The organism is Kistimonas asteriae (assembly GCF_018263925.1).
GTDB lineage: Bacteria > Pseudomonadota > Gammaproteobacteria > Pseudomonadales > Endozoicomonadaceae > Kistimonas > Kistimonas asteriae.
The window spans coordinates 1-23,035 of the sequence record NZ_JAEVHF010000018.1; the positions used below are offsets into that span (position 1 = coordinate 1).

The 23,035-nt window shown below is 46.7% G+C and carries 18 protein-coding genes and 1 pseudogene; 9 read left to right on the forward strand and 10 right to left on the reverse strand.

The features are described 5' to 3' along the window. Positions 1 to 122 (forward strand): annotated as a pseudogene (locus KHS78_RS17785) (IS1595 family transposase); the annotation flags it as partial. A gap of 10 nt (positions 123 to 132) precedes the next feature. Here KHS78_RS17785 and KHS78_RS17790 read toward each other — a convergent pair. Further along, entirely contained in the window at positions 133 to 396 is a 264-nt protein-coding gene (locus KHS78_RS17790) for an accessory factor UbiK family protein (protein ID WP_211829963.1), read from the reverse strand. Between the two features lie 365 nt (positions 397 to 761). On the opposite strand from KHS78_RS17790, the gene KHS78_RS17795 reads away from it, so the two are divergent. Continuing rightward, positions 762 to 1,844: an alanine/ornithine racemase family PLP-dependent enzyme gene (locus KHS78_RS17795; protein WP_211829964.1), complete on the forward strand. Its 1,083-nt coding sequence runs from the start codon at positions 762 to 764 to the stop codon at positions 1,842 to 1,844. A gap of 61 nt (positions 1,845 to 1,905) precedes the next feature. Here the strand turns inward: KHS78_RS17795 and KHS78_RS17800 are convergent, their stop codons facing one another. Continuing rightward, complete coding sequence (locus KHS78_RS17800) at positions 1,906 to 2,934, reverse strand: stealth family protein (RefSeq protein WP_211829965.1); 1,029 nt, start codon at positions 2,932 to 2,934, stop codon at positions 1,906 to 1,908. 134 nt (positions 2,935 to 3,068) lie between these two features. Between KHS78_RS17800 and KHS78_RS17805 the strand changes: the two genes are divergently transcribed. The 3 genes from KHS78_RS17805 (at position 3,069) to KHS78_RS17815 (ending at position 5,001) form a co-directional block, all read left to right on the forward strand. Further along, entirely contained in the window at positions 3,069 to 3,266 is a 198-nt protein-coding gene (locus KHS78_RS17805; protein WP_211829966.1) for a hypothetical protein, read from the forward strand. A gap of 59 nt (positions 3,267 to 3,325) precedes the next feature. Then, positions 3,326 to 3,664, forward strand: coding sequence for a P-II family nitrogen regulator (gene glnK / locus KHS78_RS17810; RefSeq protein WP_211829967.1), 339 nt, complete (start codon positions 3,326 to 3,328; stop codon positions 3,662 to 3,664). A 65-nt stretch (positions 3,665 to 3,729) separates the two neighbouring features. Beyond that, positions 3,730 to 5,001 carry an ammonium transporter gene (locus KHS78_RS17815; RefSeq protein WP_211829968.1) on the forward strand — a complete coding sequence of 424 codons (1,272 nt, stop codon included), beginning with the start codon at positions 3,730 to 3,732 and terminating at the stop codon, positions 4,999 to 5,001. 147 nt (positions 5,002 to 5,148) lie between these two features. Here KHS78_RS17815 and KHS78_RS17820 read toward each other — a convergent pair whose 3' ends face one another. The 3 genes from KHS78_RS17820 to KHS78_RS17830 all read right to left on the reverse strand — a co-directional run bounded on the left by KHS78_RS17820 (position 5,149) and on the right by KHS78_RS17830 (position 13,164). Continuing rightward, positions 5,149 to 5,718: a hypothetical protein gene (locus tag KHS78_RS17820; protein ID WP_211829970.1), complete on the reverse strand. Its 570-nt coding sequence runs from the start codon at positions 5,716 to 5,718 to the stop codon at positions 5,149 to 5,151. A 324-nt stretch (positions 5,719 to 6,042) separates the two neighbouring features. Next, a complete protein-coding gene (locus KHS78_RS17825) occupies positions 6,043 to 10,035 on the reverse strand; it encodes a hypothetical protein (RefSeq protein ID WP_211829971.1) in 3,993 nt (1,330 codons plus the stop codon). A 99-nt stretch (positions 10,036 to 10,134) separates the two neighbouring features. Continuing rightward, positions 10,135 to 13,164, reverse strand: a complete 3,030-nt coding sequence (locus KHS78_RS17830) for a hypothetical protein (protein ID WP_211829972.1) — start codon at positions 13,162 to 13,164, stop codon at positions 10,135 to 10,137. A gap of 261 nt (positions 13,165 to 13,425) precedes the next feature. Between KHS78_RS17830 and KHS78_RS17835 the strand changes: the two genes are divergently transcribed. Together KHS78_RS17835 and KHS78_RS17840 are read left to right on the forward strand one after the other, a co-directional pair. Further along, the gene (locus tag KHS78_RS17835) at positions 13,426 to 14,889 is read left to right on the forward strand and encodes a sodium:solute symporter family protein (protein ID WP_211829973.1); all 1,464 of its coding nucleotides are present in this window, start codon (positions 13,426 to 13,428) and stop codon (positions 14,887 to 14,889) included. Between the two features lie 147 nt (positions 14,890 to 15,036). After that, the gene (locus KHS78_RS17840) at positions 15,037 to 16,335 is read left to right on the forward strand and encodes a hypothetical protein (protein ID WP_211829974.1); all 1,299 of its coding nucleotides are present in this window, start codon (positions 15,037 to 15,039) and stop codon (positions 16,333 to 16,335) included. Positions 16,336 to 16,350: 15 nt separating this feature from the next. Here KHS78_RS17840 and KHS78_RS17845 read toward each other — a convergent pair whose 3' ends face one another. The 4 genes from KHS78_RS17845 to KHS78_RS17860 form a co-directional block, all read right to left on the reverse strand. After that, positions 16,351 to 17,037, reverse strand: coding sequence for a pirin family protein (locus KHS78_RS17845; protein WP_211829975.1), 687 nt, complete (start codon positions 17,035 to 17,037; stop codon positions 16,351 to 16,353). Between the two features lie 119 nt (positions 17,038 to 17,156). Further along, the gene (locus KHS78_RS17850) at positions 17,157 to 18,050 is read right to left on the reverse strand and encodes a LysR family transcriptional regulator (protein WP_211829976.1); all 894 of its coding nucleotides are present in this window, start codon (positions 18,048 to 18,050) and stop codon (positions 17,157 to 17,159) included. Positions 18,051 to 18,168: 118 nt separating this feature from the next. After that, entirely contained in the window at positions 18,169 to 19,149 is a 981-nt protein-coding gene (locus KHS78_RS17855) for a glutathione S-transferase family protein (RefSeq protein ID WP_211829978.1), read from the reverse strand. Between the two features lie 76 nt (positions 19,150 to 19,225). After that, the gene (locus KHS78_RS17860) at positions 19,226 to 19,654 is read right to left on the reverse strand and encodes a DoxX family protein (RefSeq protein ID WP_211829980.1); all 429 of its coding nucleotides are present in this window, start codon (positions 19,652 to 19,654) and stop codon (positions 19,226 to 19,228) included. Positions 19,655 to 19,961: 307 nt separating this feature from the next. Between KHS78_RS17860 and KHS78_RS17865 the strand changes: the two genes are divergently transcribed. After that, positions 19,962 to 20,618 (forward strand): hypothetical protein, encoded by a 657-nt coding sequence (locus KHS78_RS17865; protein ID WP_211829982.1) that lies wholly within the window; start codon positions 19,962 to 19,964, stop codon positions 20,616 to 20,618. Positions 20,619 to 20,878: 260 nt separating this feature from the next. Here KHS78_RS17865 and KHS78_RS17870 read toward each other — a convergent pair whose 3' ends face one another. Further along, on the reverse strand, positions 20,879 to 22,486 hold the full coding sequence (locus KHS78_RS17870) for an FGGY-family carbohydrate kinase (protein ID WP_211829984.1): 1,608 nt from the start codon (positions 22,484 to 22,486) through the stop codon (positions 20,879 to 20,881). A 103-nt stretch (positions 22,487 to 22,589) separates the two neighbouring features. Between KHS78_RS17870 and KHS78_RS17875 the strand changes: the two genes are divergently transcribed. Beyond that, positions 22,590 to 23,021: a secondary thiamine-phosphate synthase enzyme YjbQ gene (locus KHS78_RS17875; RefSeq protein WP_211829986.1), complete on the forward strand. Its 432-nt coding sequence runs from the start codon at positions 22,590 to 22,592 to the stop codon at positions 23,019 to 23,021. Positions 23,022 to 23,035: the final 14 nt, after the last annotated feature.

Genomic DNA, 23,035 nt, shown 5'->3' on the forward strand with positions numbered 1-23,035 from the left:
ACTGTTATCGATTTAACCGGCGCTTTGATTTGAAGGCGATGGTATCAAGGCTGGGTTACATGGCTGCGCGAACCTGCCCCATGCCAGCAAGGCTTCTCAAGCTGGCTGAGCCACAGTGGTAATCAGGAATACTTATGCGTTCTCTGAAGATTGTGTTGCCTTCTCCAACTCTGCCACCCGGTCTTCCAGTTCTTCCAGCATCTGCCGGGTTCGCTGCAGCACTGCAACCTGGGCATCAAACTCATCCCGGGTCAGCAGTTCCATCCGGGAGAAGGCACTGTGGAGAATCGCCTTGATATTCTTTTCCAGATCATCCCGTACCGGTCCTTTTTCACCGGCCAGCAGGGTGTTCAGCTTACCAGCAATGGAAGTCACAAATGCGGCCTTGTCGATCATCTTGCAGATACACCCTCTATTTCGCACGGGATAGCGTTGATGCTGGGGATATCTTGCCCCCGTGAACAGTAAAATTCCGAATAATCGCAAAAGGATATCCCCACATCCCAATGCGCTCAGGCAGCCATATCTCTCAGCCACCGCATCATTCTTAAGGAAAGGGAATGTATCGTCTGACGTATTCCTGCGCAAGCAGGGCCGGCGCACTTTACCTGATCGATGCAAGACCAAGGCATATCAACAGATATTTTTTGAACATTCCGGTTCAAGACTGATCTTAGGCAATAACGGGGCTCTTTTTATTGTGAAGAATGCCTATCGTACCTCCCATCGTCGAGTCATTAACGTTGCAATAAGGTTCTTTGATGTACGCTTACCCCTGCCTCACGGTCAACCTCGATAGCATTCGGAACAACATCCACGCGATGGTAGAGCTCTGCCATCGTCATGGCGTAGAGCCCGCCGGCGTCACTAAACTGGCCTGCGCCAATCCCGAGATAGCGCAGGCCATGGTGGAGGGGGGTATCACGCTGTTGGCGGATTCGCGTCTCATCAACCTGCAACGCCTTGAGCGATTGCCGGTCAAGAAAATGCTTCTGCGACTCCCGGCAATGAGTGAGGTAGAGGCGGTAGTCAGATTTGCCCAGGTTTCCCTGAACTCCGAAGAAACCACGCTAAGGGCTCTGTCCAAAGCCGCCTGTCAGCTCGGCATCACCCATGGCGTGATTGTGATGCATGATCTTGGCGACTTGCGTGAAGGCTGCTTCTTTGAAGAAGAGACACTGCATCTGGCCAGAACCGTGACAGAGTTACCCGGACTGCAACTCGAAGGTATTGGTGCAAACCTGGCCTGTTATGGGGGGGTAGAACCCACAACCAACAACCAGACAGAACTGGCCACTATTGCCAGTCGCATTGAAGAAGCACTTGATGTTCAGCTCAATGTCATCAGCGGCGCCAGCTCCGCCGGTCTTTTCCTGATGTTGCGGGGTGGCCTGCCAAAAGCGGTGAACCAGTTGCGGCTGGGCGCCTCACTGCTGATGGGCATCGGCCTCAATGATGATCCGGTGCCCGGCACCTGCCAGTCTGCCTTTTCTCTGCAGTGTGAAATCATTGAGGTCAAACTGAAGCCCTCGGTACCGGCCGATTCCACCGCACTGGATGCGTTCGGGAACAAGCCTGTTTTTGTAGACCGGGGTATTCGCCGGCGCGCCATCTGTGCCATCGGCAAGCAGGATATTGATATCAACCAGATTACGCCCCGGGATTCAGGCATCCTGGTGATTGGGGGCAGCAGTGACCACCTGATCCTCGACATCACGGATGCCAGTAAAATCCACCATGTCGGCGATATTATCGAATTTGATATTTCCTACAGCGGCGTTCTGCAGTGTATGACGTCGGAATATGTGGTCAAACGCTGCATTTCCTCCGACAACCCCCGCTGATCATCAATAGTGCGGGCAATGTGTCCGCACTATTTTCTCCTGTGCAATTCCCCGAACGTCTTCAATCACACTCAAAATCGGACTTCTCCGGAAAACGTGCCGCCAGAAACCCCTGCATCTGCTGCTGGTAAGGCGCATACAGAGCCTCAGACATATCATCCGAGATATCGTTGATGCACAGACACAGGGAATCATGACGACCCTCCAACAGCGCGGCATACTGTTCAGCGGAATCCGGTGTACAGTTTTCCATGTAACAATTCCTGTTTTGCCGATACTGCGCCCGCCCGAGATGATGCAGCCAGCGGAAGAACAGATCATCAATGATGGGTGCATCCGCCCGACGGAATCGCCCCTGCATGGCATCCTGAAATAATGAAGGGAACTGTTTTTCCAACTGCATCACCCAGGATCGCTGCATCGCCTTGGGGGCATGTTCCGGCATGGGGAAAGCATCCGTTACACCAAATTCTCTCTGCATGAAGGTACGGCTGAAAACAACGCCATTTCGATCAGAATGGCTGGTTTCTGATACATGGTTCGCATCATCAACACGCTGTTCATTCACATAAAACAGGCTGGATTCACCGTCATAAAAGTCCCGTTCCTGCACCGGGCGAAGAAAAAAGAAATCATCATTCAGGTAAAGGTAGCGCTCTCGAAGCCCATGAATGTGATGCAGTCGCGCAATGATGCCCGTTGATGAAAAGGTCGGCAGGTAATCCGCAGGAATGATTTCCCGATGATCAACCACCCGAATACATGGGTGTTCCGTATTCAACCAAGCCGGCGTCTGCCCCGCCGTTACGATATAAATCGTGCCCTCAAATGGCCAGTAGGCAGCCACAGAGCGCAAGGAATAGCGCAATTCTTCATTGTCCTGCCAGCGGCAGTTCCGGTTCCCGATGTAATAACCCGCCTCATGGGCATAGCGTTCTTTTTCAGCCTGCCAGGCCGGGTCTGCGCCATCGACCCACGTATACACCAGATCCATTGCCGTATTGGACTGCACCACCATAGTGACCTGCTCCCCCGTTCCAGCCTCTGTGACAATCTCATTGCACCAGAAAGGTGCACCATGATAGTGCATAGCCCAACATTTTCGCCCCTGAGCCTGCATCTGACAGTGCACGATATCTGCGCATAGCGTGAAAGTCATCCAGTCTACTGTTCTAAAAACCCCGGAAAACGGGCATTTCGTCACAGTATTCAATAACTGGCACGATGACTGCAATTAAGCCAGCAACCGCCCTGGGCAGTGAGCCAACACGGGGCACACCGATTCACGACAGCGAGGAGCACCATGACAACAACAAAAACCGCATTCTGTCGTCTAACCAGTCACCGGCATCCGGTTTCCACCGTCTGTCCGGCCATGATCCAGCGCGACAAGTACTTATAACCCGAAACCGAAAAGCGTAGACTTGTCCGGGTTCAGCCCCCCGGACACGCAAAGAATGAGAAGCTCAGGAGAAAATGCCATGAAACTGGTCTCAGCAGTCATCAAGCCCTTCAAGCTCGACGATGTACGTGAAGCTCTTTCCGAGATCGGCGTACAGGGTATCACCGTCACGGAAGTCAAAGGTTTCGGCCGCCAGAAGGGCCACACCGAACTCTACCGGGGTGCGGAATATGTCGTGGACTTCCTGCCCAAGGTCAAGATCGAAGTGGCCATCGGCGACGACATGCTTGATCAGGTCATCGAAGCCATCAGCAAGACCGCCAACACCGGTAAGATCGGCGACGGCAAGATTTTCGTCACCGCACTGGAACAGGCAATCCGAATCCGTACCGGCGAGACCGGCACCGACGCTATCTAATAACGAATACACGGCACGCCGGCATCCCGATGCCCGGCACGCTAACGTAAACTGGGGGGTTTACTGTGGAAAACAATCTCTTTCACCTGCAATACGCCATAGACACGTTCTATTTCCTTGTCTGTGGCGCACTGGTCATGTGGATGGCCGCCGGTTTCTCCATGCTGGAAGCCGGTCTGGTCCGCTCCAAGAACACCACTGAAATTCTGACCAAGAACATCGCCCTGTTCGCCATTGCCTGCATCATGTACCTGATCTGCGGTTACCAGATAATGTACGGCGGCGGTTACCTGCTCGACGGCATCCTGGTCGGTGATGATCACGTCGCCAGCACGCTGAGCGATTTCGCCGGCCGTGAAGACGGCTTCGAAGGTGGTTCCATCTACTCCGGCGCGTCTGACTTCTTCTTCCAGGTCGTGTTCGTGGCCACTGCCATGTCCATCGTTTCCGGTGCAGTCGCCGAGCGGATGAAGCTGTGGAGCTTCCTGATCTTCGCCGTATTCCTGACCGGTTTCATCTACCCGATGGAAGGTGCCTGGACCTGGGGTGGCAGCGACGTCTTCGGTCTCTACAACCTGGGTGACCTCGGTTTCTCTGACTTCGCCGGTTCCGGTATCGTCCACATGGCCGGTGCTGCTGCAGCCCTGGCCGGTGTTCTCCTGCTGGGTGCTCGTAAAGGCAAGTACGGCGCGAACGGTGAGATCAACGCCATCCCCGGTGCCAACCTGCCGCTGGCGACTCTCGGTACGTTCATCCTGTGGATGGGCTGGTTCGGCTTCAACGGTGGTTCTGTCCTGAAGCTGGGCGATATCGCGAACGCCAACGCGGTTGCTATGGTCTTTGTTAACACTAATGCTGCTGCCGCTGGCGGTGTTGTGGCTGCCCTGATCACTGCCCGCCTGCTGTTCGGCAAGGCTGACCTGACCATGTCCCTGAACGGTGCACTGGCCGGCCTGGTTGCGATCACTGCCGAGCCTTCGACCCCTACCCCGGTTCAGGCCAGCCTGATCGGTGCCATCGGTGGTGTGCTGGTTGTCCTCTCCATCCTGGCGCTGGACAAGCTGAAGATCGACGATCCGGTCGGTGCCATCTCTGTCCACGGTACTGTCGGCCTGTTCGGTCTGCTGGTTGTGCCTGCGACCAACAGCGGCGCTACCCTGCTGGGTCAGCTGGCCGGTGCTGCTACCATCTTCGGTTGGGTCTTCGTTACTAGCCTGATCGTCTGGGGCGTGCTGAAGGTTGTGACTGGCATCCGCGTCAGCGAAGAGGAAGAGTACGAGGGTGTGGATCTGGCGGAATGTGGTATGGAAGCCTATCCGGAGTTCACTTCCAAGTAAGACAGCAATACCCAATAAAAAGAGCGCCTTGTGCGCTCTTTTTTTATCGGTAAAAACATGCCATGTTTCAAACGACAGCTCTCGTTTTTACAGCTATGAGAAAACTACCCTACTTTATTTCATTTTCAAATATGAGAAGGTTTACCCTTAAGTTTCTCTCAAATTTTGAAGCCCCTTTTCAATTTGACTCCCCAATTTTCTGGCCTCACTTAAAGAGCCTGTATCCAGCACTGCTTGTCTTCTTTTTTCTTCATATTCAGACGTCCCCCTTATCTCATCTCCTGACGCTCTGGCTCCCCCGCCCCCTCCAGATGAACTAAAGAGGCCTGTCCCAAACGTTGCCGATCGTTCACTGTCCCTATAAACCGGTCCACTAGATCCTGATACTGGCTGGGGAGCATGTGTTCCACCTGCAATGATTGCTCTTGCAGGCACTGGAAATGGGTTACTGCTCTTTTTTTTCCAAGGAAAATCTTTGTCTTCCATCTGTGTATTTATGTCTTTAAAAGTTCTCATATTTTTTAGTCGAGTATTCCAGGCTTCAAATGTCTCGCCTTCCTTTTGCGCAAAATACCCCTCAAAACGACTCCCCTTCTCATCTATGTTTACATTATAATTTTGCCATTGCCTCCCTGCCTGCATTTCATAAACCTCAGAATCAGATTCAGGATTACAACAACATGGGCATATGCATTCAAAAAATCTAAAAACCATCATAAAACATAGACTCCAAAATAAACTACGAATTTAACGCTTCGTAGCTATGGTTACCACACTAACAAAGAAAAACTTATTACCTTATTTCCAGTCATTACAACAATCATTTACTCACAAAAAGTCTCTCACTGAGATAGACAACAAAACAACAAAACAACAAAACAACAAAACAACAAAACAACAAATAAATTCATAAATAATGCATTTATTTAACACTTCATTTTTCAAACCATCTCATTATCACACTAAGACAGCATATGATTAAAAAATCAAGATTCATAATAGCCAAACATGATAAGTAACTACGTTTAGGTTACACGCAATTTATTTTTTTCTCGTTGATGGAGCTCTTAGATGATAGATTGCATTCCATGATTTAACTTTATCAAGTGGTAATCCCAAACACTCTGACATTGAATCGATCGTTTGCTGACCATTAAAAATTTTTGTTATCTTCTGGCACTGACTTTTAACCCACTTAACATCAAGGGCAAGTTCAGCGGCAGCATATGATGGTGTTATAGGCTCAGATTCTTCCCCCCACATTCGATCATAAAGCTTTATTTGATCTGTAACCATTTCATCCTTTAACATGCGTACTTTATGTTTAGCTGAAACAAGCCATTTATTAACATCGCCAATATCAAGGGACATTTTTTTTGCTATTTCATCCGCTGAATAACCTTTCTTTATTAATTTCTCAAACTGCTTAAATTGCGTTATTAATTCTGATTCAGTGACATCATCAGGACACTGAGTCAAATATCGACTAATCAGCTCCCCCTTAGTAGAAGAAGCCCCTGTGGAATCTTCATAGAATGAGCGAAAGAGATCACTAGTAGCCTTGGATAACGATGATTTTTCAACACCGCGCTGGTGCACAATTGAAGAAAGGTAACTCTCAACCAACGTTTCACATTCACTATATTCAAAACCGTAAGTTTTACGAACACTATCGATTTTTCTCTCCTTCACATCGTCATCATTTTCCCAAGCAGTACAAATAGCCATGGCTTGTCTAGAGCTATACATTGGGTGTTTTAAAACAACGTTCTGAGCAATTTTTCGCCTGTTCGCTTTTACTAGATTTGCTTGAGCACCAAACGTTGCCAAAAGCATAGCTCTATCAGCTGCTCCTTTATCAAAAGTAACGTTATCGTTGTCTTGATTGAGATGCCAGGTTTCTGCTTTTTCAGTTGGTATACGGTAATGTTCAGCAAAATCCTCAATATCAAGACTTGCCATTTTCTCGGAAAATTGTGTTAACCAATAGACCGCACCGTTACGTGAAACCGTACAATGACTTAGCAAATAATTGCGTTCATATTTATGCAACGGCCGACTGCCTGTGCCATAAAACCGATCCAATAACTGAATACGGGTTAACTTTGTATTTTCCTCAATGCCTTCCAAAGGATCAAAGGCTTGGCTTGGACCTGCTATAGGCTTTTTATCCAATACATTAGCATCAGGAAAATCAACACGAGCCGACTCGGCTTTCTCTAACTTTATTTTCTTAATGACCGACTCCTCTCCTGTTTGCCTTGATTTTCGCTTTCTTGTTAAATTCTCATTATCCAACTCAACCTTACGGGTTTCGTAAACGTCTTTCCAGGTTGCAACCACCTCAGGGCTGACATGGTAAAAACTCGCTATTTCTTCAGGTGTTTTATCTTTGATTTTTCTACGAAATAAATTTAGAGTTTTGAATATAGCTGAATGATGAAAATCAAGAGACTCTTGGCTAAGCTCGTGATCCACTTGAGCGATAGAATATCGGTTTTCCGGGTTAAAAAGCAGTCTTAAAATTTTCTGATCCAACACTCGAGGTGCAGGAACTGCTTCGTCACGATAGCGACGCCTAAGCATTGCTATTTCATCGTGACTAAACCCAAATTTTATTAAATAGACTGAAGTCCTAGCACTTTCATTAATAAAATACGGTTTAAGCAATTCCAAGCGCTTTCTTATAATATTAGGTTTCTCTTTACAATCCAGAAGTCGTAAGACTTTACCAAAAGCTTTAGGATTACCCTTCTGGCACTCAGCAAAATAGTTCAGTAACAATTCTCTCAAAAAGAGCCGTTTTGATATCGGCAGCATCTCTAAAACGCCTCCTTTATATTTATTCCTACTCATTTCCTCAAACTTTTGCGCATTATCCAGCCAGCAATCAACCTGCTTACCTTCTGCCAAATAAAGCTTTGCGAGTGCATCACTTCTTTTTCTTCTTCGGTTATTCAAGAACTGTGTTAAAGCTGACTTTACGTCTGTAAAGGTCACTGCCTCCCCTTTCCCTATAAGTTTAACGGGAACTTTCACTTCGACTCTATTATTTATACTTTCAACAACATCATGAATATTTTTCACTGTAGGTTCCGAAGCCATATCCAGTATCGCTCGTCTGCGACGATGGATTCTAACTTTTTCATCCTCCCTTTGATCATAAAGCGCAGGATAGTCAGCAACATCTTTCAGGCTAATATTTAATATGCTTGCGGCTTCTTCTGCACGCCTGCTATTATCATTATTTTGATCTTCTGCATTACATTCTTTCATCCACTCAATTGCTTCTTTCAAAAAACGTTTAGTTCTCTCCCAACAAACAGCCCACTCTCCCTCATCTCTTACAGTAGAAATATGCTGAACAATTTCATAAAGCGAAATACCCTCTTTAAGGTATTGTTTTAGAATAGAGTTCATATTATCTACTACAAGAGATGCATAATCCAGATATTGATGTTTCTGCTCTCGGACACTATCATACTTTGCAAGCCACCGTTCTAATCGCTCGTCATCTAACAAAAATACGTCTTTGACCTCCTTTCTAATGGATGGATCAGCAGGATTCTCTCTAATCATTTTCAGGTTAGGTAATACGTAATCAAACCAAAAAGTTTGTGTCGCATAGTAGTACTCTTTATTTCTTACCTGCTCATTACCTTGTATATCATTATCAATGATTCCACAGCAAAGAATATTTTTTTCCTTCGATAAAAAACTAGGGTTTATAACACGCGTCACCCTGCGCAAAGATCGATAGGGTGCTCCTAACCAACGTGTACACCTTCTGACATAGGGAGGCCACAATAAGTATGTGCTTGTACGTGATTTAGATTCACGCGTATCAGTTTTATGAGATGCTGCTGCAATACTCGGCTCAAAAATTAAACCGATCATATCTTCTAAGTATTGACACTCTCTAACATCAATACCAGATTGACTTTCGTGTAATCCCTTACGATTATCAATCTGTCTGCTTATTAGTGCCCTAATAACTTCTTCAGTCCACTCAGCTCGATTCAAATCACGGCAATGTTCATTAGGTGCCAGCAATGGCAGTTTTGTTAAATCAATCAATAAATTCAGTGCATCGTCTAATACTTTGCAATCCTTCAACAAATATGAAATAAAGTATTGTTCTGCAATCTTTTTAACATATACACATTCTTCATCATCCAAATAATTCTTAAACTGGCAATGTCGGCTTAATTTAAGTTGGCCTTTTTGAGGATGCCCCATGCGTGCAGTGACATCAGACACATATCTTTCCCACACACTATTCCTTACTTCTTCAGTCCTGCCACTAAATACTAAACTCTTGCCAAAAAATGGGTCAACAAGTACACAATGTTGTAATTCGTCGGGTAGTATATGAGGACGGATACGCACAGGTCTAACGTCATGTTGATGACTTAGAGACGCTTTACCACCAACGTCAATACACAAAAAATAATGGTTATCAAAGTCCGTGTCAGAAATATTCGCATATTCAAATAGTGTCAATCTAAGGTTTTTATATTTATCTCTATCATCCAACCATTCCTTTGTGGCCAAATCACAATAGTCATCACAGCGCCCGACTTTAGTGAATGAAAAAAGGCAACCTATTGCATAAGAGAGTAATGATGGGTCTCCTTGAAATCTTGTATCTTGCTCGATCCTTTCCTGAATACGGCACAATGCAAAATAACGTTGATCATGCAGAGCAGGATCATTATTGAATTTAGGAAAATTATGCCGATGTAGAACAACCTCATATTTTTTGATAGCCTCCTGAAGTTTGTTAGCCTGCGAAAGCATGACTTGGTTTGCATAGGGTGTTCTTCGATATAATGATATTGATGGTGTTTTAGCCGTTTTTTCCTCACATCTACCTACTAACAACTGATCTTGCCCACATTCAGCAACATCAACTTCTATTTTCATCTCAGAAATTGGAAGAACTTCATCATAACTCGCATCAGCAGGTTCTTCCGTTACAGCTAACAATGACCTACTCGGTAGATTAGCACTATAACTACAACTAGGTTTCATACGCCCCCCCTAATATACATTGACTCCTAAAAACCAGTAAAAATACCTAATGAAAGACCTTGGCAATTTTTAACAAAATTATTTCATCAAATCAGCTAATTAGAATTTTTGCTGATACATTTCTTCCTCTAAGCCATCAACCTTTTCATCACAGCAATCGGAAACACAAAGAATCACTTCTGGAACTGCTTCTCGCTCCAACGCAAACTCACGCCATGAATAAACCATATCACTCTTTGGATCAGCTGAAAGATCATCAAGCACCATCCATGAACCGACGCTGCCAATAGTAGAATATTTTGCCGTGAAATAATGGCCACACCTGTTACCTAGAGGGTCGGAATATAACACCATAGTGTCAAACCTATATCTCCTCATGAAAAAACCATCTCTTTTTACGCAATAAAAAACAACCTTCAAGAAATTTTGATCAGTATTTATAATAAAGTCTCTTGCATTACCACTGGCACTAAAACTTATATCTCCAACATAATGCAAATTCAGAAGTAATAATTTTTGATCTTCTTGGAGAACCGGATAATGTGTTGTGAATGTTAAAATATCATCATAAGATTCATCATTACATTTATCCCAGCTCTCTGTAGCAAACGAGCGCTTAAACATATTGGTTGTATTCCACGGCTGCCTCTTCATATTTGCAACATCAATTTCACTTACAATATTATTAAATAAGATTGACTGTAGCGAAAAATATTTTTTTCTAGCATTGAAGTCAACTTCAACATTGAACACTAACCCTTTTCTGTTGCCGAGAGCAGCACTTCTTAACCAAAAATTTTCTCCCAATCCTGACTTTACATCATAGCTATCAAAATGTAGCGGTATGACATATTCTTCAGATAATGAGAAATCAATAAGAATTCTATTTAAGTGGTTCAATAGCGCTTCTATAAACTCAGGAAGAGACTGGTGATCTATAATCAGATCTTTGATAATAGAAGGCCCACTCCCATCCTCACTTGTCCTCGGCACTTTAAAAAATCTTTTCAGCGGCTTTATTTCTCTGCAACTATTTAATAAAGCGATGGTTTTATTTTTTACAATACCCTTATACTCTTTTTCCGATTTACTCCTAGCATCTTTCATTCTTAGGTCATTAATCGTTTCCATGAAATCCAATAGACCAAGGCAATATTGATGACCTTCTGTCCTAAAATCCCACAAATGCACTTCTTCCGCAGCGAACAACATATCATCAGTCGCCATCATATCAACTGCACGTTTGAAACCTTTTATAAACTTAGCAAAATCATCACAACTGATCATGCTATATAATATTTCCATTGCTGCGTTGTAAAAACAAACCCCCTGTTTATTACTCATAAGATTCTCACAATAATTCGGTTTCCCAATGAAACGTTCAGGCTTACCTTCACCTTCACTGTAAACTCCTTTTGCTTGATAGTTTATTATCCCATCTTTTATTCCCTCGCTTATTTTTCTAATACGTAGTTCATACTGTAACTTTTTCTTTTCTACTCTATTTTCAACTAACTCACGTTTTAATTCTTCACTTTCCGCCTTACTTGCTGTTAACTCACGCTTTAATTCATTAGCCTCTTCACGATCAATACTTTCTTCCATAATCTCAACATCAACTTCAGATTTAGATTCCGCCGAATCGGGTCCTGTATGTAATCCAGCGGATTCGTTAGCAAAATCAACCGATTCAACTTGACGATGAGCAACTGAACTGAATTCATTAAGACTCCTATTAGCTGGGCTCCTTTCAACTAAACTACTTCTATCTGGGCTTCTACTATCTGAAGCAGTTTGTATTTTGCTTATTTTGGTTGCGGGCTCAGTATATTCATCATCTGATAATTTCTCTTCAAGTAGACGATAATACTCCCGCAAATTTTCTAGATTAACATTATCACCTCTGAGATTTCCATCTGTAGGTATGGATGACTGACTAGGAATAAACGACACAAGAAATGGTATGATACTTTTATTACAAAATTGACGCCGATGAAACAACAGATCTCTTTCTAATTCTGGATGCTTATCGTCTAACACAATAAAATGGTATTTATTGATGTATAAAATTGCATTCAAGATAAAATATAACCTTTGTAAGGTGATAGTATCGTAACCATAATAAATCTGATTGCGAAGAGGAAAACTCAACATTGCATGGATATTTTCTGAATTCATTCTGTTTGCATCTTCACTGACATTAAATTCAGTTGTTGTGTCAGTTCTCCTTATTACGTGGCCGTCATAAGGATGCCTCTCTGCATCATCATCAGTCTCATCAGGAAGTTGTGGAATCATCGCCAAAAAATCCCTGACGACCCTTTGCAGTTCTTCTGGAATACCAAGAGAATCATTATTAATACATTCCCACCGATTATCAAAGGCATCATCATCAAGAACAAGATATTTTTTTATCTCACACCATTCTTTTTCACTTCCAAATAACTTTGCACCTTCTTCATCAGTTCCTCTCACATCGTTTACTGGCAAATTATTAATATGCCCCATATTCAAGCACTCAGCTTTAGGGAATATTTTCAATAAGTAACCTCGTATATTACCATTAACGTTTGAACGTTTTGTTTTCGCATTAAGATAACTATCAAGACATTCCCAGGCAGTGCCTTCAATAATTTCATGGCTATATTGCCAATATTGTGGATTTGAAAGCCCCATGCTTACAAGATTCGTACATAAATCCCAATCCAGTAATGTATATGGCAACTGATTTTCTTTCTGGTTTTTACTCCATATCCCGTATAGCTTTTCTTTGCTATATTCATTAGACAAAGCTTCAAAGTTGTTTTCTTCAATCACAACCATCACTGACATTAAGGAATCCCATAAATCACCAAAAACATCATTTCCAACCCTTTTCCCTGGTTCCGACGCTTTTTTTTTCTCAAGTTTATTGACTAAAGTCATTTCTTTTCTTGTACATCCATCAGGTGTAGATCGTACCGATCTTTTCATTCTTTTAGGCGTTTTTCTAGGACTACGAAAACCAGTCGTTGGCTTCGACTGATCAGAAACACTCATATCTCCTTTCGAAGTTTTAGCATCGCTAGTTTCAGAATCGCTCTGCACTCTACTTGAACCTTGTACAGGGGGCGCCGATTTGATATTCATATAAAAACCATTAACTCATAACGATTCAAAAACATTTAGATACATATAAATCATGGTTTTTGACAACTGTCAGATATATAAATTCATAATAATTAAATCATGTTAGAGAAATAGACACTCCAACAAAAGAAAATAACTCTTATAACTTCAACCATCATGACTACTAACTAACAAAACTGTTAGTAGACTTTTTTCTTTCTCCATCTACTTTATTAACTTAGGCGAAAAACTTCAGGCTAATTATGACAACAGGAGTGTTGTATGCACGGGCTGGATATCAGCATCATTGTTTTTTTTCTTGCTCTCAACATCTTTATAGGTATTTTTTCAAGCAGGCAACTCAATACCTTTGGACAGTTTGCGGTCGGCCAGCGTTCTTTTGGAACTTTCGCGATATTTGCCACCCTATCAGCCTCTTTCATTGGTGGCGGTTACACCCTTGGCAATGCTGAGAAAGTCTTCAACATGGGCATGATTTACGCGTTTGCGCTATTGGGCTTCAGCCTGAAGGAGCTTTTCATCGGGTTCGTGCTGGCGCCCAAAATGGATCGTTTCAGCGATTGTTATTCGGTTGGTGACATTATTGGTAAGCAGTATGGTAAAACCGCAAAAATAACGACCGGTGTTTTTGCAGTACTGGTGTGCGCCGGTATCCTGGGCGCGCAGGTCAATGCCATGGGGCAGATTATTGAAGCTTTTTTCACCATTGATCCGAAGATTGGGGTATTACTCGGGTTTGGCATCATTATTATGTATTGCGCGGTCGGGGGCATGCGCGCGGTTGTTTACACCGATATTCTGCAATTCCTGATACTGGTCATTGCATTGCCTGCACTGTTTTTTATTGGTTTAAACACAGTGGGTGGCTGGCCAACCATTGTGGAAAGAACACCAGCCGGCTTTACTAATCCGCTGGACTTGCCCCATTTCTGGCCCATGTTTATTCCGTTATTTCTAACGTTCATGTTCGGTGAATCAACGGTACCGCCCTACATTCAGCGCCTTATCATGGCAAAGCAATCCAAAACCACCAAGCGGGCAGTCATTGCCAGTGGTTTTCTGTCGATACCGTTCTTTCTGCTTGTGGGCGGGCTGGGGTTGATTGCCTTGTTGATCAACCCCGACATTAACCCCAATCAATCGATTCCTTATCTGATCAACGTCCTGCTTTCGCCGGGCATAAAGGGCATTGTCGTGGTTGGTCTGGTCTCGGTGATCATGTCCTCCGCATCAGGTTTTCTGAATGCGGCCGCAATTTCCGCCATTCATGACATTATCACGCCACTCTCCCACAATTCCTTCACGATGCGTCACAGCCTTCTATGGGCCCGTCTGACAACGCTGGTCGTTGGCGTTCTGGCACTGGTGTTTGCCTTTTCCTTTAACAATGTGATTGATGTGCTCGTGTATGCCTACAACTTCTGGAGTCCTATTGTTCTGGTTCCGCTCGTCGCCGTGATCTGCGGTTTTTCAGTGACAGCCCGGGACTACTGGTTTGGTGTTTCCTTTGGCCTGATAGCCATCGTCGGCTGTCAATTGCAGCATGCAGGTTCCATCTGGGCGAATAATCCCGTTGTCATTGGTGTGTTCGCCAACCTGCTGGGGTTTGTCTTTAGTGGGTTGTTTAGGGATCACGCTGCCACTTCATCAACAGAACAGTCTTCTCAACCCAGCCGGTTGCACAGATTGGGAACCCGCATGCTGGCTTTTTTTCACAAATCCTGACCCTTCATGTGCTGCATACTGCTGTACTATTTTTTCAGAATAGGCAGCACGATCAACATTATCGCTGCAGCAGAGCGAATGCGTTCTACTTTAGAGGGTAGGCAGTGCCGTTATAACGCACTGTGCTTCCCAGACCGGAGTATGACGATGTCAGCCCACTTCAAGATCACCCAGAAGATCGCCAGAGCCTTTTGCCATAAACTGTCCAACACACCACCCCCTGTCACCAAGTCAACCTCTGCCCAGCGCAGTGCGCTACGTCGGGGGGCTCACAAGGTGCATAAACGGTTGCGCTCTGCTTTCAGCCGACATCAAACCCAATCCTCGTCCGCGCCACTGGTGAATGTTCCGACGCCCTCACGGGCGCAGCAACTCCGGCAGAGAGTCGGTCAACTGGCTGAAAATACCGATGCCGCTGGTTTCCGCGATGACTTCGCCCCCGACATTGTGGCGAACCTGGGCGGTATTGCCGATGACGTGATCGGCAATACCTTTAACACCTTCGCTGAAGACCTCAGCTTTGGCTCCATGGCCTTTCCAGAGTTGGACTGGGAGAGCCTGTTTGCCGGCGAAAGTTTGTTGCAGGAAGCGAATGTACTTCCCATTGGTGCATACGTCGGTGATATCTACGATCTAATTATCAATGCGAATGCCGCTCGTTCAGAACCGGAAATCTTCAAGAACCCCCTGGTTCAGCTGGAACTGGAACTCAATGACAGTATGGGGTTCCAGGATTCTTTCGAAGCGTCCATCTTCAGGGATATTCAGCACGAGGGATCTCCCTATGTGTTGTCCTATCTGAAACGACGACAGAAAAAAGATATTTTTGGTTCTGTTGTGACGCTGACAGGCACGGCTTTTTCAACGGTCACGCAGGTGAACGTGCTCGCCACCATCAAACACGGCCATGCCGAAGCCCGAACCCTGCGACACATCCACGAATTTCGAAAAATCGGTAACCAGATCGGGACGGAATTCCCCGAAATAAAAGGACTCTGCAACAGCATTATCAAGATCAAGGCTGCCAAGGCCGCCAACCAGGTTTTCCAGATGATCAGCAACCTGATCCCCAACACGGCCATTGGCGCAGGTCTGGTGGGCGGCATTCCCAGCCTGATTGCCAATATTTATGTGCTTATGTACCAGCAGGAACTCAGTGCACTATCCGCCCGGCTGCATTATTTTGCGTATTCCTACCTGCGGGGTATGGCGAGGACGGATGTCACCGCCCAGCAGTTGCAGAAATATGCGTTTGCTTATGAGCTGTTCCGCGAATTTTTCCGCAAGATCATCCGGAATGAGCATGCCCTCAATTTGCCCATCAAGAAATCGTCAGGTGAACCGCTGATCACGCTTCGTCCCGCCGAAGATCTGCACAAGTTTGATAAATACATGTGGGAACCGGCTGGCTGGCAGGTCGTGCTGGATAAACTGACGCTGATTTGATGTCACCGCCTGTTGTTATGGCAAATCAAACCATAGCGCTTCGAAATCCTCTTCGGCGACAACCGTCAACGATTCAGACACAATCACACCCATGCCATCGCCTGCCTGTAATGCGGTAGTCTCTGACTGCGCACGCCCGCTGATAACATGCAAATACCCCTGACGAGTACCGATCTCCAAGGTCTTTGCCTCACCCGCTCCCAATCGTAGCCGGTAGAGGCTTGCATCCTGATGAATAGGCAATGAATTGGAACGACCATCAGGGGTCACCAGTGGCGTCAGCTGATCCATCTGTTCAATGTGCGCCTGTTCATAACCGGGTTTTATGCCCTGCGCATTGGGCTTTATCCAGATCTGCAGAAACCGGAGATTCTCAGTACCGGACGTATTGTATTCGGAATGAAAGATACCGCTGCCGGCACTCATCCTCTGAATTTCACCGGCAGGTACAACGAATCGGTTCCCGAGACTATCCTGGTGTTCGATAGCGCCTTCCATCACATAGGAGATGATTTCCATATCCCGGTGGCCATGGGTATCAAAGCCGGCACCGGGCGCGACGGTATCATCATTGATCACCCGCAGGACTGACAGCCCCATATGCCGGGGATCGTAGTAATGTCCAAATGAGAACGTGTGGCGACTGTCGAGCCAGCCGGCCTGTTCATGGCCACGGCTGTCGGCGGGTCTGAAATAATCCATGGTTTGCCTCCATTGTCGTTAAAATCATGCTCTGCCTGTGATTTAAAACGATGACAAACCGAAAAAAAATGTCTGTTTTTGACGCTTAATATTTCATTATTTCGAATGGAATCATGACATCAATCAACGACCAGATCCTGCGTCTGATAACGTAATTCTCCCAGGAACGTGCGTGCTGCAGGCCCCAGCTGGTCAGCATCACGGAAGTTCAGGTACAGACTGGCACTGCGTCGCTGTGCCTTCTCCAGCGGCAGAGGCTTAAGTCGTCCGTCCTTCAGGTGATCGCCGATGGAGGATTCCGGAAACCAGGCAAAGCCGAATCCCTTGCTGACCAGGTCAATAGACGTCCCCATATGGCTCACGGTCCAGCGCTGTTCTGCACCTAACCAGCCGGCATCAATGCGGGTATCCAGAGCGGAATCACGGATGACAATCTGCCGGTGCGCCTTCAGGTCTTCGTAGGTCAATTCGCGTCCCTGATGATGCAGGGCATGGTTGGGGTTGGCGACAGCGACAAAGGTAATCTGGCAGATCTCTTCATTCAGGCCATCCGGTATAAGCAAGGGCGTCAATGCGATATCTGCCTTTCCCTGCTCCACCAACTCATTGGCGCCAGACAGAATGGTTTCCATCAACTCAATGCGTAACAGGGGATACTGCGCTGAAACAGCATTCAGCACGTTGTACAGTACTTCCTGGGGAAAAGCACCATCCACGGCGATGTTCAGGCTGGTTTCCACGCCTGCGCTCAAGGTGCCAGCCACCGCCTCAACCTTCATGGCTTCTTCCAGCAGGTAGTTAGCGCGGCGCAACATCAGTTCACCGGCGGCCGTCAGTTCCGCCTTACGTCCCTTGACCTCCAGCAGCTGGACACCCAGGGCATCTTCCAGCCGATGTACGGCGTGGTGAATGGTCGACTGGCTTTTATGTACTGCCTGCGAAGCCTGGCTGAAACCACCTTGATCCACGACAGCCTTGAACATCCGCCACTGCTCAAGTGTTGTTTTTAACATGCCAGTTCCACCTGTTGGCTATTTTCACGATTTCCCGAGGCCAGATTACCTGGCAAAAAACCAAAAAATGGTGAGAGGGTCGACTCTCACCGTTGGTATCTGCGCTCACGCCCTCGACCTACGACAGCCGCCCCCTGTCATGCGGACGATTGTAATCAATCACTGGCCCAACCGGCACTATCCGGGAGGGATTGATCATGGTGTGGCTGAAGTAGTAATGGCGCTTGATGTGATGGAAATCCACCGTTTCAGCCACACCCGGCCACTGATGCAGCTCGCGCACATACTGACTGATATTCGGGAAATCCTCCAGCCGCTGGCGATTGCATTTGAAATGGCCATGGTAGACCGCGTCGAACCGGATCAACGTTGTGAATAACCGCCAGTCCGCCTCTGTCAGAGTTTCCCCTATGAGATAGCGCTGTTGAGACAATCGGTCTTCAAGTTGGTCCAGCGCTTTGAAAAGCTGGTTGTAGGCTTCTTCATACGCGTTTTGTGTCGTCGCAAACCCGCTGCGATAGACACCATTATTGATACTGTCGTAAATCCATTCATTGACAGCATCAATCTCGGTCGCCATGTGCTCGGGATAATAATCATCCGTGTTACCGGTCAGCCCATTGAATGCGCGGTTAAACATCCGGATGATCTCGGCAGATTCATTACTGACAATGCGACCCTGCTGTTTGTCCCACAATACCGGCACCGTGACACGCCCGCTATAATCCGGTTTATTGGCCGTATAAACCTGGTGAAGATAATCAAAGCCCTGCAGCGTATCCCCGGTACTACCTTCTTCAGTATTGAATGACCATCCATTATCCAACATGTCATGGCTGACGACAGAGACAGAGATGTGCGGTTCCAGTCCCTTCAACTTGCGAAAGATCAGGGTACGATGCGCCCAGGGACAGGCCAGTGACACGTACAGATGATAGCGCCCGCTTTCCGCCTTGAAACCGCCTTCGCCGGCCGGTCCCGGCTGACCATCTGGAGTCACCCAGTTGCGCAGCTGGGCGCTCTCACGTTGAAATACTCCATCACTTGTCTCTGTCTCGTACCATTGATCGTGCCATTGTCCGTTGACCAGTAATCCCATGTTGAATACCCCACTTTCTGACCTGATTCACAGGCTGACGCGGGCCAGCCTGTCATTGAAGGTTTTGTATTGCCTGTTACTTGCGGCGCTTGGCATCAATGCTGAACTCACCGGCACCATGGGCTGCCAGCACCAGAAAACCACCCGCCATGGCGATATTCTTGAAGAACAGCAGAAACTGCATCTGGTCAGCCAAGTTATTGTGGTAGAGCAGCGCCGTAGCCACACTGAAACCGGCAAACGCCAATGCCGCAAGACGGGTCTGATAACCCACTACCAGCAATATGGCACCGATTAACTCAAAGGCAATCACCAGTGGCAGCAACTCAGCCGGCAAGCCACCGCTGGCCAGGAACTGGGCATTCGCCTCGTAATACTGGATTTTGCTTATACCGGCGAGAAGGAAAATCACCGACAGACCCACACGCCCAAGAAGGTCAACAATTGCGGTCAGTTTTGCGGTATTGCCGGTTTCGCCCGTATTCAGCAAGGTTTGTGTCGTCATGGCGGTACTCCCTTTGTGTGACGGTTGTCTGGTTGTTATTTGATGCTTTCAGAAGTGAGTTTAATGCAGAAAAATCGAATAAAATCATATTATTTTGCAAAATACGTTCTAAATACTAGAAAGGTAAAGTAAGGTACCATCCACCCAAGTGTGGTCATCGAAAAAACACTTATGGTTATTCATCTGGACAAACCGCGTTGATTTCATCCAGTTATTGCAACCAAGTTGTTATAAACAAAGAAAGTCAAAAAAATGCATTTTAAAATGGGAACTCACCGTTATTAAATAGTCGACTTAAGGAGTCAAGATGGCAAATCCAACACTTCCGACAGGAGGGGTCACAGGCTCCTTCTTTCAACCAGAAGCTACGACATCCTCATCATCAATAACCTATGCGGACTCAGGCATCGGATACTTAAGCGGTATTGGCGCATCGGGCGCAGGAGAAAAACAACTGGAAGACTTTGATCTTCAAGAAGATGAAGCGCTACAGGAATTATTTCCTGAATATTCATTATCGGGTATTCACATCAAAAAAGAGCCTGAGGATTTTGATGACTACCTTCAACCAGTAGCGGACAGTGGATTAAATACCCCACCTTCATCAGTAACAGTCAAATCTGAGCAATGGGAAGATATCTCAGTTGAAGGACAGCCATTTACCATGGAGCAGTTACTGGACAGCAATGCAGACGATTTCCCAGTAGCACAGCCATCTGACGTTAAATTCACCTACAAAAATGCAATTATTTCATGTCTTCAAGGGGGGAAAAACTCACACTTCAACAACTGTATCAAGCGCTTAAAACCCGTTTCCCTGATATTACTCAACTCTCGGGCTGGAAAAATAGTATTCGCCATAACCTATCTCTCCAAAAAATTTTTACAAAAACAAAAAAAGCAGCTGATGAATCAGGAAAAGGGGGATATTGGAGTCTATCTGAAGACAGATTTATCGCAGTAAAAGCGGATCGTTCTGCTCTTGTAAGGAGAAAAATAAAATTACCAGCAATGCAAACAACTTATAAATTGGAACCATTGCCACTCAGAGGATATAGACCAAGCCATTCTTCTACAGCACTAGCTTCACACATGGAATCTTTATCCAAGTTGAATGACAAAATAATGCAGCGCTATCCAGCAGAAGAAGAGCCGAGCTTTTGCACCAGAAGTGACAGCTTAACTAATTTACGTTGGTTAACGGAGATACAACCGCAATAAGATTCAATACTCCTCGTTCATGACAGTGGCGTACTTGACCTGATCCTGATGCATTTCCCGGTATACTCGGTACTTCCTGTCATAATATGCACGTAATTCAGGTTCCAGTTCCAGAGTTTCTCCCACCTGACTCATGCCTACCATTGCGCTGCGAATATCGGGATAAACACCAGCCGCCACGGCCGCCATCATGGCAGCCCCTAAAGGCATCGGGTTTTGTGCCTGATTCAGAATGGCTGTCATCCCCAGCACATTGATATGTTCCTGCATGAATAACCGATTGTACGTAAGCCCACCGGCGGGCATCAGGGTTTCAATGGGTAACTCTGCCTGTAACAGACACTCAAGCGCATGACGCGCCTCCAGCGCCAGCGCCTGAATCGTTGCGAGATAAAGCAGCGCCATAGCATCCGGTCCGCACTCCATCCCGAGACCTGAGACCATGCCGGTAAGATGGCAGTCCCCAATGGGACATCGATTACCTGCAAAAAAAGGCAAAATGTGCAAAGACCGGGTGAGTTCTGCGATTGGCTGCTCTTTCGCCAGAGCCGTCAGCCGTCTTTCCAGGTAATCATACACACTGATGCCTTCCTGTTTAGCCAGCCGTGACACCTCAGCCGATGCAGGATGACGGCATGGCAAATGATCCAGCAACGCACCTACAGCATTCTGCCCGCAGGTATAGGCGTTGAGGCCTGCCAGGTCACCATTATCCCAAGGTCCCCATATACCCGGTATGGTTTCAGTCTGTGACGAAAAACATTGGTAAATACTGGACGTTCCCACCACCATGCTGATACGAGACGTCAAACCGCGTTCCCGTTCTGGTGGAGCCAGCCCTTCCAGCCCTGCCCCCATGACTGCCAGCGTACCAGCATAACCATCGACCGTACCGGTGCTTACCGGTGTACCTGGCAGTAACCCCATCTGATTGGCAACATCTGCCAGTAATCCTTTGCCGACCGCTGCGCCATGGGGCGAATCTGGCCCCTCCGTACGCTCAGAAAGACCAATACCCCTATCCTCTGTGGCCAGATAACGCGCGCGAGTACTGAACGAACACGGACTACGGACCAACTCTCCCGTCGCTTTCAACACCAGAAAATCAAACAGTTCTATGATATGCGCGGTAGCCTGCCAGAATGTTGGACGGTGCTGACTCATCCAGAGACAGCGTGAGATCGGCATTTCAGCGGTGACGCGACCACCGGACTTTGACGCAGATGAAGCACGGTTTAGTCCGTTAAGCTGATCCGCTTCTGCCATGGCACGGTGGTCGCACCACAGAAGAACATCAAAAGCCTGTGTTTGCGTTTGAGAAAGGGACAGTGGTTGCTTTTCCTGATCCAGAAACAGCATGGAGTAGGTACTGTCAAAACCAATCCCGAGCACTTGCCCAGGATGGACATCGGGATTGTCTGCCAGCAAGTGCCGGACAGCGTTAATTAACTGTTCCCAGATGTTTTGACTGGACTGCTCCGCCTGCTGCGCTTCAGGCCTGTGGATAACCAGGGGCATGACGGACTGCCCGATGATGTCTCCTGTCACCGATACCAGCGCGGCCCTCAGGCTCCGCGTCCCCACATCTATGCTGAGCAGGTAATCTGCCATGGTCTCCCAATACCCAAACAATGGAATCAGGGGGATCAGAATAGTGGCTATTGGCGAAATAGTGACATAATTATTGCGTGATAATAATGGAGGGTTCAGGAACATGTGGCGACAACAAATGATCCGGCTGACACCTCGCCCCAGAGGGTTTCACCTGATTACTGACGATATCCTGTCACAACTGCCTTTTCTCAATGAGTATGCCGTGGGGTTGTTGCACCTGTTTATCCAGCATACCTCTGCATCACTTTCCATCAACGAGAATGCCGACCCGACAGTCAGGGAAGACATGGAGCGCCACATCAATCATATGGTGCCAGAGAGTTCACCGTGGTTTCTCCACACCTACGAAGGCACGGATGACATGCCTGCCCATATAAAGTGCAGCCTGTTTGGTGCCAGCCTGATGATCCCCCTACGCAATGGACAACTGGCCCTGGGTTCCTGGCAGGGTATTTACCTGGGAGAACACCGAAACCACGGGGGCTCACGCCAGATTGTCGCGACACTCCAGGGAACCCGTGACGAAGGCTGAAAACACCTGTTTTT